General features: G+C 71.5%; 12 protein-coding genes. 3 read left to right on the top strand and 9 right to left on the bottom strand.

Features of this window, described 5'->3' with window-relative positions; all coding sequences use genetic code 11:
• Nucleotides 1-3: 3 nt before the first annotated feature.
• Nucleotides 4-1,662, bottom strand: coding sequence for a glucose-6-phosphate isomerase (pgi, locus tag FK268_RS05040; protein ID WP_146431672.1), 1,659 nt, complete (start codon nt 1,660-1,662; stop codon nt 4-6).
• 112 nt (nt 1,663-1,774) lie between these two features.
• Here pgi and FK268_RS05035 point away from each other — a divergent pair, with 112 nt between their 5' ends.
• A complete protein-coding gene (locus tag FK268_RS05035; RefSeq protein ID WP_146431669.1) occupies nt 1,775-3,238 on the top strand; it encodes an NAD-dependent succinate-semialdehyde dehydrogenase in 1,464 nt (487 codons plus the stop codon).
• Between the two features lie 74 nt (nt 3,239-3,312).
• Complete coding sequence (locus tag FK268_RS05030) at nt 3,313-4,749, top strand: sulfatase family protein (RefSeq protein ID WP_146431926.1); 1,437 nt, start codon at nt 3,313-3,315, stop codon at nt 4,747-4,749.
• Nucleotide 4,750: 1 nt separating this feature from the next.
• On the opposite strand, the gene FK268_RS05025 is transcribed toward FK268_RS05030, so the two are convergent.
• From FK268_RS05025 to FK268_RS05000, 7 genes are all read right to left on the bottom strand, one after another.
• Nucleotides 4,751-5,179 (bottom strand): PIN domain-containing protein, encoded by a 429-nt coding sequence (locus FK268_RS05025; RefSeq protein ID WP_158636041.1) that lies wholly within the window; start codon nt 5,177-5,179, stop codon nt 4,751-4,753.
• 110 nt (nt 5,180-5,289) lie between these two features.
• Nucleotides 5,290-5,427, bottom strand: a complete 138-nt coding sequence (locus FK268_RS24130) for a hypothetical protein (RefSeq protein ID WP_158636040.1) — start codon at nt 5,425-5,427, stop codon at nt 5,290-5,292.
• A gap of 25 nt (nt 5,428-5,452) precedes the next feature.
• Nucleotides 5,453-6,376, bottom strand: a complete 924-nt coding sequence (locus FK268_RS05020; protein WP_146431665.1) for a formylglycine-generating enzyme family protein — start codon at nt 6,374-6,376, stop codon at nt 5,453-5,455.
• Complete coding sequence (gene cysC, locus FK268_RS05015; protein WP_146431663.1) at nt 6,373-8,262, bottom strand: adenylyl-sulfate kinase; 1,890 nt, start codon at nt 8,260-8,262, stop codon at nt 6,373-6,375. The genes FK268_RS05020 and cysC overlap by 4 nt, the downstream gene beginning before the upstream one ends.
• Nucleotides 8,262-9,188 (bottom strand): sulfate adenylyltransferase subunit CysD, encoded by a 927-nt coding sequence (cysD, locus tag FK268_RS05010; RefSeq protein ID WP_146431661.1) that lies wholly within the window; start codon nt 9,186-9,188, stop codon nt 8,262-8,264. The genes cysC and cysD overlap by 1 nt, the downstream gene beginning before the upstream one ends.
• Complete coding sequence (stf0, locus tag FK268_RS05005; RefSeq protein ID WP_146431659.1) at nt 9,185-9,982, bottom strand: trehalose 2-sulfotransferase; 798 nt, start codon at nt 9,980-9,982, stop codon at nt 9,185-9,187. The genes cysD and stf0 overlap by 4 nt, the downstream gene beginning before the upstream one ends.
• A gap of 95 nt (nt 9,983-10,077) precedes the next feature.
• On the bottom strand, nt 10,078-10,737 hold the full coding sequence (locus FK268_RS05000) for a TetR/AcrR family transcriptional regulator (RefSeq protein WP_146431657.1): 660 nt from the start codon (nt 10,735-10,737) through the stop codon (nt 10,078-10,080).
• Nucleotides 10,738-10,813: 76 nt separating this feature from the next.
• Here FK268_RS05000 and FK268_RS04995 point away from each other — a divergent pair, with 76 nt between their 5' ends.
• Complete coding sequence (locus FK268_RS04995; protein ID WP_146431655.1) at nt 10,814-11,944, top strand: FAD-dependent oxidoreductase; 1,131 nt, start codon at nt 10,814-10,816, stop codon at nt 11,942-11,944.
• A 15-nt stretch (nt 11,945-11,959) separates the two neighbouring features.
• Here FK268_RS04995 and FK268_RS04990 read toward each other — a convergent pair whose 3' ends face one another.
• The gene (locus FK268_RS04990; RefSeq protein ID WP_126194936.1) at nt 11,960-12,244 is read right to left on the bottom strand and encodes a chorismate mutase; all 285 of its coding nucleotides are present in this window, start codon (nt 12,242-12,244) and stop codon (nt 11,960-11,962) included.
• Nucleotides 12,245-12,287 lie beyond the last annotated feature (43 nt).

Below are 12,287 nucleotides of genomic sequence, written 5' to 3'. Positions count from 1 at the left end.
CGGTCAGACGGCCCGGCCGCGCTGGGTGCGGTACCAGCGCACCTGCGCATCGGTCGACGAGTCGAGGTCCGCGGCGGGGGCCTCGTCGGACGCGATGACGGGGAGCAGCTCGCCCGCCTGTACCTTGCCCAGCTCGACGCCCCACTGGTCGAAGGCGTTGATGCCCCACACGGCGGCCTCCGTGAAGACCTGGTGCTCGTAGAGCGCGATGAGCTGGCCCACGACCGAGGGCGTGAGCTTCGGCGCGAGGATCGTGGTGGTGGGCCGGTTGCCCGGCATCACCTTGTGCGGCACCACCTTCGGATCGGTTCCCTCGGCGGCGATCTCATCCGCCGTCTTACCGAAGGCGAGCACCTTGGTCTGCGCGAACAGGTTGCTCATGAGCAGGTCCTGCATCGTGCCGACGCCGTCCGTGGTGGGCAGGTCGTCGGTCGACTCCGCGAAGCCGAGGAAGTCCGCCGGGACCAGCCGCGTGCCCTGGTGCAGCAGCTGGAAGAAGGCGTGCTGGCCGTTGGTGCCGGGCTCGCCCCAGAAGATCTCGCCGGTGTCCGCGGTGACGGGAGTCCCGTCGATCCGCACGGACTTGCCGTTGGACTCCATCGTGAGCTGCTGCAGGTACGCGGGGAACCGCGCCAGATCCTGGGAGTAGGGGAGCACGGCGCGGGACTGCGCGCCGAAGAAGTCCGAGTACCAGAGTCCGATGAGGCCCAACATGATCGCCGCGTTCTCCGCGATCGGCGCGGAGGCGAAGTGCTCGTCGACGGCGCGGAAGCCGGCGAGGAACTCGCCGAAGCGCTCGGGGCCGACGGCGATCATCACGGACAGTCCGATCGCGGAGTCCACCGAGTAGCGGCCGCCCACCCAGTCCCAGAAGCCGAACATGTTCGCGGTGTCGATGCCGAAGGCGGCGACCCGGTCGGCGTTGGTCGAGACGGCCACGAAGTGCTTGGCGACCGCCTCCTCGCCGGTGCCCAGGCCGTCGAGCAGCCAGCGCTTGGCGGCGTGGGCGTTGGTCAATGTCTCCTGGGTGCCGAAGGTCTTCGACGCGACGATGAACAGCGTCGTCGCCGGATTCAGGTGCGCCAGCGTCGCCGTCACGTCCGCCGGGTCGACGTTGGAGACGAAATGACAGGTGATGCCGCGCTGCACGTAGGAGCGCAGCGCCTTGTAGACCATCGCGGGCCCCAGGTCGCTGCCGCCGATGCCGATGTTCACGACGTCGGTGATCGGCTCGCCCGTCGCGCCGCGCCAGCGCCGCGAGCGCACCTCCTCGCTGAAGGCGCCCATCTTCTCCAGCACGTCGTGCACGTCGCCGGTCACGTCCTGCCCGTCCACCCGCAGATCCAGGCTCGACGGTGCGCGCAACGCGGTGTGCAGGACGGCGCGGTCCTCGGTGGCGTTGATGTGCTCGCCCGCGAGCATCGCATCGCGGCGGGCGGCCACACCGGCCTCGTCCGCGAGCGCGGCCAACAAGCCCAGCGTTTCGCGGGTGACGCGGTGTTTGGAGTAGTCGATGTACAGGTCGCCGACCCGGAAGACGAACTCCGAGCCGCGCTGCGGATCGGCGGCGAACAGCTCCCGCAGGGAGGTGCCGGCGATCTCACGGTGATGGTCGACGAGGTTCCGCCAGGCGGTGGACGCGGTGATGTCGCTGTCGCTCATGGCGTCAGCCTAGTGTCCTGTCCGCCTCCCGCGGGCGGTTCGCGCACGACGTCACAGCAGGCCCGGGGAGAACGCCGTGCGCGTACGCGCGGCGCGGAGCTAGGGTGGCGGTATGGCAACCGAGCAGCGTATCCGTGACCTCCTCGACCGCATCCCCACCGGGATCTTCGTGAACGGTTCCTTCCGCGATTCGAGTTCGGGCGCAAGCTTTCCGGTGCACGACCCGGCCACCGAGGAGGTGCTGGTCGAGGTCGCCGACGCCACGCCGGAGGACGGCGCCGCGGCGCTGGATGCCGCCGTCGCCGCGGGTCCTGCGTGGGCCGCGACGCCCGCCCGCCAGCGCGCCGAGATCCTGCGCGCCGCCTACGAGGGGCTCATCGCCCGGACGGACGACTTCGCCCTGCTGATGACGCTCGAGATGGGCAAGGCGCTGCCGGAATCGGTGAACGAGGTCCGCTACGGCGCCGAGTTCTTCCGGTGGTTCTCCGAGGAGGCCGTCCGGATCGCCGGCCGGTACACGCCCGCGCCCGCCGGCACCGGCCGGATCCTGGTGAGCAAGGCCCCCGTCGGGCCGTGCCTGGCGATCACGCCCTGGAACTTCCCGCTCGCGATGGGTACCCGCAAGATCGGTCCCGCACTGGCCGCCGGCGCGACGATGCTGGTCAAGCCCGCCGGCCTGACCCCGCTGACGATGCTGCTGCTCGCGGAGGTGCTGCGCGACGCGGGCGTCCCCGACGGCGTGATCTCGGTGCTGCCCACGTCGAGGTCCGGGGCGCTGACGGGGCCGCTGCTCGAGGACCGGCGGCTGCGCAAGCTCACCTTCACCGGGTCGACGGAGGTGGGCGCCGCGCTGATCGCCCAGTCGGCGCCCGGCATCCTGCGCACGTCGATGGAGCTCGGCGGCAACGCGCCGTTCGTGGTCTTCGACGACGCCGACGTCGACCAGGCCGTCGCCCAGGCACTGCTCGCCAAGCTGCGCAACGGCGGCGAGGCGTGCACCGCGGCGAACCGTTTCCACGTGCACGAGTCGGTGGTCGAGGAGTTCACCGCCAAGCTCGTCGACGGGATGGCTCAGTACGTGCTGGGCCCCGGAGTGCAGGAGGGCGTCACGATCGGCCCGCTGGTCTCCGCGGACCAGCAGGCCATCGTCTCCGAGCTGGTGCAGGACGCGGTCGCCAAGGGCGCCTCGCTGCGGCTCGGTGGGGTCGCGCCCGAGGGGCCCGGCCACTTCTTCCCGCCGACGGTGCTCGCCGACGTCCCCGCCGACGCGCGGATCCTCACCGAGGAGGTCTTCGGTCCCGTCGCGCCCATCGTCTCCTTCGCCGACGAGGACGCGGGCGTGGCGGCGGCGAACGCCACCGAGTACGGACTGGCCGCGTACATCTTCACGAAGGATCTCGATCGCGCGCTGCGCGTGGCCGACCGGATCGAGGCGGGCATGGTGGGCGTGAACCGCGGCGTGATCTCCGATCCCGCCGGCCCGTTCGGCGGCGTCAAGGCCTCCGGCTTCGGCCGCGAGGGCGGCAGCGAGGGCATTGAGGAGTACCTGGAGACCCGCTACATCGCCCTGCAGTGACGGACGTCACTCTCAGCTCATTGTGAGTGCAAATCTCGCAGGAGCACGGTGAGCTGTGGCAACGTCGAGGTGTGGTGGAGAAGCAGGCGGGTACCGGCACCCGGGAGAACGTGATCCTGGTGCACTGGCACGACCTGGGCCGACACCTCACCTGTTACGGAGCCGAGGGCGTGGTCAGTCCGAACCTCGACCGCCTCGCCGCCGAGGGCATCCGGTTCACCGACGCCCACGCCACCGCCCCGCTCTGCTCGCCGGCCCGCGGCTCGCTCTTCACCGGCCTGCACCCGCATCGCAACGGTCTCGTCGGGCTGGCGCACCACGGTTTCGAGTACCGCGACCACGTGCGCACCCTGCCCGCGCTGCTCGGTGCGGCGGGCTACCGCAGCGCGCTGTTCGGGATGCAGCACGAGAGTGCCGACCCGACCCGCCTCGGATTCGACACCGTGGACGTCTCGGACTCGCTGTGCGACTACGTCGTCGCGCAGTCGCAGGCCTGGCTGACCGACCACGTCGGCGGCGGCGACGGGCGGCCCTTCTTCCTCACCGCCGGTTTCTTCGAGACGCACCGCCCGTACCCGGCTGACCAGTACACGCCCGCCGATCCCGGCGCGATCGGTGTGCCCGGTTTCCTCCCCGACACCCCGCAGGTGCGTGACGACCTGGCCGGGCTGCACGGCAGCATCACGCAGGCCGATGCGGCGGTCGGGCGGCTGCTCGACACCGTCGACGAGCTGGGGCTGGCCGAGACCACGTGGATCCTGTTCATCACGGACCACGGCCTGGCCTTCCCCCGGGCCAAGTCCACGCTCTACGGCGAGGGCACCGGCGTCGCTTTCATCGTGCGTCCCCCGCGGTCCCTCGGCCTTGCGCCCCGGGTCTACGACGACCTGTTCTCCGGTGTGGACCTGACCCCGACGGTGCTCGACCTGCTCGGCCTGCCGCTGCCGGAGGACGTCGACGGCGAGACCCACGCCGCGGAGCTGCTGGAACCGACGGGCGAGCAGGTGCGGGCCGGGCTGTTCACCCAGAAGACCTATCACGACGCCTACGACCCGATCCGCGCCGTGCGCACCAAGCAGTTCAGCTACATCGAGAACTACGCCGACCGGCCCGCGCTGTTACTGCCGCTGGACATCGCCGACAGCTCGTCCGCCGCCTCGCTCGACCCGTACGAGACCGCCGCGCCCCGCGCCCGGCGCGAGCTCTACGACCTGGTCGTCGACCCCTACGAGCGGCACAACGTGATCGACGAGCCCGCCTACCAGTGGGTGGCCCGCCGGCTCGCCGGGGTGCTGGCGAACTGGCGCGAGGAGACGGGCGACGTGCTGCCGTCCGAGGCCGAGGGGACGGCGATCGCCGAGGCTTTCATGGCCGCCTTCTTCGCGGGCCGCGCCGAGCCCGACGCCGACGAGACCCCGCTGCCCTCGCGTCGTCCGCAGGGCGCCCGCCGCGAGCTGGCCGCCCACGGGTCGGCCGAGCACGTCCCCGGTTCCGACGCCGTCAACGCCTGACCTACACGCGCACCTGCTGGAACTCGGGTGCCACCTCGGCGATCTGCTCGTAGTCGCCGTCGTGATGGACCACGATCGCACCGTGGCGGAGGGCGATCGCGGCGATCATCGTGTCGACGGGGCCGGCGGCGCGAACCTTGCCGGCGTGCCAGAGGCGACGTTGCAACTCCACGGAGACGGCGTGGGTTTCGATGCCGGGGTGGAGCACATCGAGGAACTCCCAATTCAGCGCGTACTCGGAATCCCATTCGCTAGGTGAGCGCGTGGAGCAGAGGGCCTCGAGGAGCTGCGGTGTACATGTTGCAAGAAGATTCCCTCCCGTCGTGAACGACTCCAGCGCGGTGATGGTGATCTCGCCGGTCTGGATTCTCGACCACACGGAGTTGTCGACGATGTGCGGAACGGGGCGCTCGACGGGCGAAGGCGTCACCGCCTCGCCTCCGTGAGGAACTCGGGATCGGCCAGCGCGGCGTAGGGACCGTCCGGATTCGACGCGATCCGTTCGATCATCGCCCGCTGGAGTTTCTGCTTGAGCGCCAGTTACACGAGGCTGACCACCATGTCCTGATTGGATGCGTAGCGCAACTCCTCCCGCGCCCGGTCGAAGCGGCCCTCAGGTGCACGCAAGGAGGTGAGTTTCAGCGGTACGTCGCGGAATTCGGGCAGCGTTACGGACATGTCGCACCTCCGGCGTATATCGAATCTATGGAATCGCGATATCAGAATCGGACACGGTGCGGAATCCGATGTTGCTCGCGGAGGACGACGGGGTGTTGTGGCTCCGGGCAGCCGTGCGATAGCGGTAGCAGTAGGAGTCGTGGCACAGGTGGCTACCGCCGCGGAGCACCCGGGCGGTCCCGCGGTCCGGTCCGGTAGGGGAGTGTTCGGGCGAAACCCGGTAGTAGCGGGCGGAGTACCGGTCGGCGCACCACTCCCACACGTTCCCCACCGCCTGGTACAGGCCGTAGCCGTTGGGTGCGTACGAGCGCGCCGCGACGGTGCCGACCGCACCGTCGGGCTCGGGGAAGTCCCCGACGAAGATGTTGCAGTCCCGTCCCGGTGCGGGGTGCTCATCACCCCAGGGGTAGCGCGCGCCGTCCAGGCCGCCGCGCGCCGCGTACTCCCACTGCGCCTCCGTCGGCAGCGCCCGCCCGGTCCAGGCGCAGTAGGCCAGCACATCCGCGTGCGAGACGTGCACGACGGGATGGTCGTCGAGGGCGACGGTGCCCGGACCGCCGGGCGTGCGGAAGGTCGCGCCCGGCACCGTCAGCCACCACGGGGTGCCCGGCACCGGCACCCCGCTCGACGGATCAGCCACGGACGCGTGGAAGACGGCCGACGAGCCGAAGCGCTCGGCGTCGGTGACGTACCCCGTGGCGTCGGCGAACGCCGCGAACGCGACGACGGTCACCGTCGTCGCGTCGATCTGGAACGCCGGCAGCGCGACGCGGTGCACGGGCAGCTCACCGTCGGCGCGGTAGCCGTCGCCGCGGGCGTCACCCATCGCGAAGGCCCCGGCGGGGATCTGCGCCTGCGCGATCGGGTGCACGCCCGGCGCCGCACCGCCGCCCGGCGCCGCACCGGCGTGCGGCGGCAGGTCCGGGCCCTCGGGCGTGCAGCAGCTCACTCCTCGAGTATTCCCCGTTCCACGAGCAGCGCGATCACCCGCTGCGCGAGCTCGTCGGTGTCGGCGCCGGTGGTGTCGAAGCGCAGGTCGGGATCGTCGGGCTTCTCGTAGGGGCCGTCCACGCCCGTCAGTCCCCGCAGCTCGCCGCGGTCCGCCCGGGCGTACAGGCCCTTCGGATCCCGCTTGCGGCACTCGCTGACGGGTGTGGAGACGTGCACCTCGAGGAAGTCGATGTCGGCCGCCAGGTTCAACTCCCGGGCGATCTCCCGGTCGGAGCGCAGCGGCGAGACCAGGGACGCGATGGCGATCACTCCGGCGTCCGCGAAGAGGCGCGTCAGGTGCCCCACCCGGCGGATGTTCTCGGCGCGGTCGCCGGGGGAGAAGCCCAGATCGTCGGAGATGCCGTGCCGGATGTTGTCGCCGTCGATCAGGTACGCCACGCGTCCCCGCGAGACCAGCGCGCGCTCCAGGGCGACCGCGACCGTCGACTTGCCCGAGGCGGGCAACCCCGTGAACCAGACGGTGGCCCCGCGCTGGCCGGTCTTCGTCCAGCGCTCGGGCCGGCCCAACGAGCTGGGGTGCCAGCGGATGTCGTTGCGGGTGGCCTTGCCGGGGATCACCTCGCGGGCCTCGCTGATCGTTCCCGCGCCGACGGTGTCGTTGCTGGACTCGTCGATGAGGATGAGCGCGCCGGTGTCCCGGTTCTGCACGTACGGGTCCGCCACCACCACCGACGAGGTCCGCAGCGTCACCGTCCCGATGTCGTTGAGAGCCAGCTCGCTGGGGCCGACCTGCTCGATCAGCGTCTCCGGGTCCAGGCGCCGCTCCAGCGACTGCACCGTCGCCCGGACCGTCGATGTGGCGTGCTTGAGCGCGACACGGTCGCCGGCGCGCAGCGGCTTCTCCGCGAGCCAGCAGACCGTGACCTCGAGCTCGCGCGCGTTCACCGGTAGGTGGGCGTCGGCCGCGCCCGAGACCAGCACGTCGCCTCGGCCCACGTCGATGTCGTCGGCCAGCTCCACGGACACCGACAGCGGCGCGACGGCCGTCGTCCGGTCGTCGTCGAGGGTGTCAAGGGCGGTCACCGTGCTCCGGCTGCCCGACGGGAGCACGAGCACCTCGTCGCCCACGGCGAGGGTGCCCGCCGCGATGCGGCCCGCGTACCGGCGCCGGAGCTGCGCGGTGGGCCGGGAGACCCACTGCACGGGGAGCCGCAGCTCGGTGGCCCGCGCCGACGGCGCCCGCAGCTCGACGCCCTCGAGGTAGTCGAGCAGCGTCGGGCCGCCGTACCAGGGGGTGTGCGCCGAGCGGTGCACCACGTTGTCGCCGAGCTTGGCGGCCACCGGGATCGCGGGGATCGTCTCCAGCCCGAGCTGCGTCGCGAGCTCGGCGAGCTCCGCCTCGACCGCGGTGAACCGGTCCGCGGAGAAGTCGACGAGGTCGATCTTGTTGACCGCGGCGATCACGTGCGGCACGCCGAGCAGAGTGGCGATCCGCGCGTGTCGCCGCGTCTGCCGCAGCACGCCCTTCCGCGCGTCCACCAGCAGGATCGCGACGTGCGCGTTGGAGGCGCCGGTGAACATGTTGCGGGTGTAGCGCTCGTGTCCCGGAGTGTCCGCCAGCACGTAGCTGCGGGACTCCGTGGAGAAGAAGCGGTAGGCGACGTCGATCGTGATGCCCTGCTCGCGCTCGGCGCGCAGGCCGTCGGACAGCGCCGCGAGGTCCACCTCATCGCCGTCGGTGACGGCGTCCAAGTGGTCCGTGGGCAGGCTGCCCGTGTCGTGCAGCAGGCGGCCGATGAGCGTCGACTTGCCGTCGTCGACGGAGCCCGCGGTCGCGAGCCGCAGCAGCTGGCGGGTGGTGTTCCTGGTGAGTACCTCGGTCATCAGAAGTACCCCTCCTTCTTCCGGTCCTCCATGGCCGCGGCCGACGTGCGGTCGTCGGCGCGGGTCTCGCCCCGCTCCGAGACGGTGGCGGCGGAGATCTCCTCGATCACGGTGGCGATGTCGGTGGCGCGACTGCGGACCGCGCCGGTGATGGTCAGGTCGCCGACGGTGCGGTAGCGGACCCACTCGCGTCGCGCGGTCTCGCCGTCGCGCGGCTGCGTGAACTCGGAGACGGCGAGCAGGATCCCGTCGCGCTCGAAGACCTCGCGCTCGCTCGCGTAGTAGATCGGCGGGAGTTCGAGGCCCTCGAGCTCGATGTAGCGCCAGATGTCGAGCTCGGTCCAGTTGGACAGCGGGAAGACGCGGACCGATTCGCCCCGCCGGATGCGGCCGTTGTACAGCGACCAGGGTTCGGGGCGCTGGGCCCGTGGATCCCACTGGCCGAACTCGTTGCGGAAGCTGAAGACGCGCTCCTTGGCGCGGGCGCGCTCCTCGTCACGGCGGGCGCCGCCGAACGCGGCGTCGAAGCGGCCGGCCTCGAGGGCGTCCAGCAGGGTCCGCGTCTGCAGCCGGTTGCGCGAGCCGGAGGACTCGGTCGATTCCGCGACGCGCCCCGTGTCGATCGACTCCTGCACCGAGGCGACGATGAGCTCGATGCCGTCGGGGTTCTCGGCGGTGGGCGCCACGCGCCGGTCGCGGAAGTCGATCACCTCGGGGAAGTTGTGGCCCGTGTCGACGTGCAGGATCGGGAAGGGCAACGGCGCGGGCCGGAAGGCCTTCTCCGCCAGCCGCAGCAGGACGATCGAGTCCTTGCCGCCGGAGAACAGCAACACGGGCCGCTCCAACTCGGCGGCGACCTCCCGGATGATGTGCACGGCCTCGGCCTCGAGGACGCGCAGCTCGTCGATAGCGGTCACGGTGCTCATAGCGGGTATCCGTTCTCGGCGGCGTCGGCGCGGTAGCGCTCCGCCCACTCCTTGGAGCGATCGTTGGACTGGGGTTTCAGCGGCGGCGGGGGCGCGAGCTGCGGGTCCTGACCGATCGCGTCCAGGACGCGGGCCGTCGTCTTCTGCGGGTCGGCGATGAGCTCGTGGAAGTCGATCTCGAGCGGCGTGATGCCCTCGAACGCGAACCACGCCCGCCACGACCGCTCCTGCTCGCGGAGGATCCCGGCCAGGTGGGCGATCCCGTCGGCCCGGTAGACGGCGCGCTCGTCGCGCTCGCGGTCGTGATCGGGGTCGTCGCGCCACACCCGGGTCTGTACGGCGCGCCACATGGAGACGGCCTGGGCGACCACGTCGGGCCGATGGACGTGCACGTACAGGGGGTCGGCACCGTCGAACAGGGACCGGATCGCGGTCCGGACCGAACCCGACGCGATCCGCGTGCGGGTCACGAGGACGGGCGTCTGGTTCCACATGAGCTTGCCGCCCCATACCCCGTTGGGCGTCCGGCCCTCGCTCAGCACGTCGTCGCGCCACTGCTCCGGCGTCCGGGGGTCGACGGTGCCGGGATCGATCGGGTCGAGGAGGTCGAGCAGCGACGGATCGTCGACGCCGGCGAACCACTCGCGCGGCTGCGGGGAGAGCGAGCTGGACGGGTAGTACTGGAAGAACTCCTGCGGCCGCCCGGCGACGCCGGTGGCCGCGAGCGACTCCACGAGGAGGGTGCTCCCGCTGCGCTGGCTGGCGCAGACAAGATAGTCGTGAGGGCTGGGCATGCCCGCTAGTCTTGCGGAAACAGGCCCTTCGACCTGGGGTTCGGTGGCACCGTGAACGTGATCCTTGACGGATCGCAGCAGCTGTGGTGCGGCCGTCAGAGGGCCGCGACACCCGTCAGCAGCAGGTCCAGCCCGGCGAGGAACTGGGCGCGGTCGTCGTGGTGGGCCATCGTGGCGGCGATCCGGTGCAGGTACGGGAACTCGTCGCGGTCCAGCAGTTCGATGCGGTCGGCGACGGCGCCCAGCAACTCCTCGCGGCTCCGCCCGCTGCGCGCGAGATCCGAGCGGGCGTTGGCCGCGTTCTGCGCCGCGGCGCCGAGCACGTAGCCGACGATCGCGGTGGCGGCGTCGAACAGGGCCGCCTCCGGCGTCCCCATCGCCAGGACGGCACTGCCGATCCGCTCGCTGAGGAGCAGGTTCGCCGGGCGGCCCGGATCGGCCATCGCCTGCGCGGCGAGCCAGGGATGGGCGTCGATCGTGTCGAACAGCGCGAGCGCCAGTGCGCGGATCGACTCCCGCGGGTCGTCGTCGCCGGGCGCGGCGAGGATCGGGCGCAGGACGGCGTCGGCCGCGGCGGCGAGGAGCTCGTCCTTGCCGGCGACGTGGTGGTAGATCGCGCCGCTCCCGGTGCTCAGCGAGCCCGCGAGGGCGCGGAAGGTCAGTGCGTCGGCGCCGCTCTCGTCGAGCAGCTCGATCGCGGCGTCCACGATGCGGTCGCGGGTGAGGGCGTCGGTGCGGCGGCTACGGGGTGGCACGCCTCCATCTTGACACGAATGGAACTGTGTTCCAAACTGTTATGGAACATCGTTCCAAACATGTGAGGAGATCGCCATGACGACACCCATCGCCATCGTCGGCGCGGGGCTCGGCGGACTCGCCCTGGCCCGCGTGCTGCACATCCACGGCATCGACGCCGTGATCTACGAGGCGGAGCCGACGCCCATGTCGCGCACCCAGGGCGGCCAGCTCGACATCCACGAGGCCGACGGTCAGGCCGCGATCGAGGCGGCCGGGCTGACCGCGGAGTTCCGCGCGCTGATCCACGAGGGCGGCGAGGCGACCCGCGCCCTCGGCCGGGACGGCACCGTCCTGCTCGACCTCCCGGACGACGGGAACGGCGGCCGCCCCGAGGTGCTCCGCGGTGAGCTGCGCCGCCTCCTCATCGACGCGCTGCCGAAGGGCGCGATCCGCTGGGGCGCCAAGGTCGTGGCGGTGCGCGCGCTCGGCGCCGGCCGGCACGAGCTGACGTTCGCCGACGGGACGGTGGTCGCCACCGGCCTGCTCGTCGGGGCCGACGGTGCCTGGTCCAGGGTGCGTGCCCTGGTGACGGACGCGAAGCCCGCGTACTACGGCACCACGTTCGTCGAGACCTACCTGCACGACGTCCCGCGCCGGCATCCGGGCATCGCCGAGCTCGTGGGGGAGGGCGCGATGTTCGCGCTCGCGCCCGGCCGCGGGATCAGCACCCACGCCGAGGCCGGCGGCATCGTGCACACCTACGCCCAGCTGCACGTCGACGAGGCCTGGGCCGACGGGATCGACTGGTCGGCACCGTCGGCGGCCGAACATGTGGTCGCGGAGTACCCGGGCTGGTCGCACGAGGTGCTCCGCCTGATCAGGGAATCCGATACGCCGCTCATACCGCGGCGGCTGTACACACTGCCCGTCGGCCTCCGCTGGGGGCACGTTCCGGGCGTCACGCTGGTCGGCGACGCCGCGCACGTCAGCCCGCCGGCCGGCGAGGGCGCCAACATCGCGCTGTTCGACGGTGCCGAGCTGGCCAGGCACCTCGTCGAGAACCCCGGCGACCCCGAGGCGGCGCTCGTCGCCTACGAGAGTGAGATGTTCGTCCGTGCGGAGCGGTCCGCGGCGTCCGCGGACGAGATGGCGACCATGATGCTGGGCGACGGCGCGCCGAACGCCCTCGTCGAGTTCTTCACGGGGATGCCGGCCCGCGGCTGATCGCGAACTGTCGGGCTAGCGGCCCAGCGGGCCCCGGCCCAGGCGGAGCAGGAGCATCGCGAGGGTGTGGCCCTCGCGGCCGAGCTCGGAGAACCGCTCGAGCACCTTCATCTCGCGCGAGTGCACCAGGCGCGTGCCGCCCGAGGCCATGCGCGTGCGGCCGATGATCTGGGAGACCTCGCTGCGGCGCTTGACCGCGGCCAGGATCTCGGCGTCGAGGCGGTCGATCTCCTCGCGGAGGGCCTGGATCTCCTCGTCGGCGAGCGGCGTCTCGGCGCCGGTGTCGTCCGGTGTGCTCATGGCTTCAAGTTTTCCACAGTCGCGGGACCTACTATCGGGGACC

Source organism: Tsukamurella sputi (assembly GCF_007858445.1).
In the GTDB taxonomy this organism is placed as follows: domain Bacteria; phylum Actinomycetota; class Actinomycetes; order Mycobacteriales; family Mycobacteriaceae; genus Tsukamurella; species Tsukamurella sputi.
The sequence above is the reverse complement of the archived record's forward strand: the minus strand, read 5'-3'. Positions and strand labels throughout refer to the sequence as shown.

Coding starts and splice junctions, on each gene's coding strand:
- FK268_RS24130 (WP_158636040.1), bottom strand. CDS start 5,427: ATGTCCGTAACGCTGCCCGAATTCCGCGACGTACCGCTGAAACTCACC.
- FK268_RS05035 (WP_146431669.1), top strand. CDS start 1,775: ATGGCAACCGAGCAGCGTATCCGTGACCTCCTCGACCGCATCCCCACC.
- cysC (WP_146431663.1), bottom strand. CDS start 8,262: ATGACCGAGGTACTCACCAGGAACACCACCCGCCAGCTGCTGCGGCTC.
- stf0 (WP_146431659.1), bottom strand. CDS start 9,982: ATGCCCAGCCCTCACGACTATCTTGTCTGCGCCAGCCAGCGCAGCGGG.
- FK268_RS04990 (WP_126194936.1), bottom strand. CDS start 12,244: ATGAGCACACCGGACGACACCGGCGCCGAGACGCCGCTCGCCGACGAG.
- pgi (WP_146431672.1), bottom strand. CDS start 1,662: ATGAGCGACAGCGACATCACCGCGTCCACCGCCTGGCGGAACCTCGTC.
- FK268_RS04995 (WP_146431655.1), top strand. CDS start 10,814: ATGACGACACCCATCGCCATCGTCGGCGCGGGGCTCGGCGGACTCGCC.
- cysD (WP_146431661.1), bottom strand. CDS start 9,188: ATGAGCACCGTGACCGCTATCGACGAGCTGCGCGTCCTCGAGGCCGAG.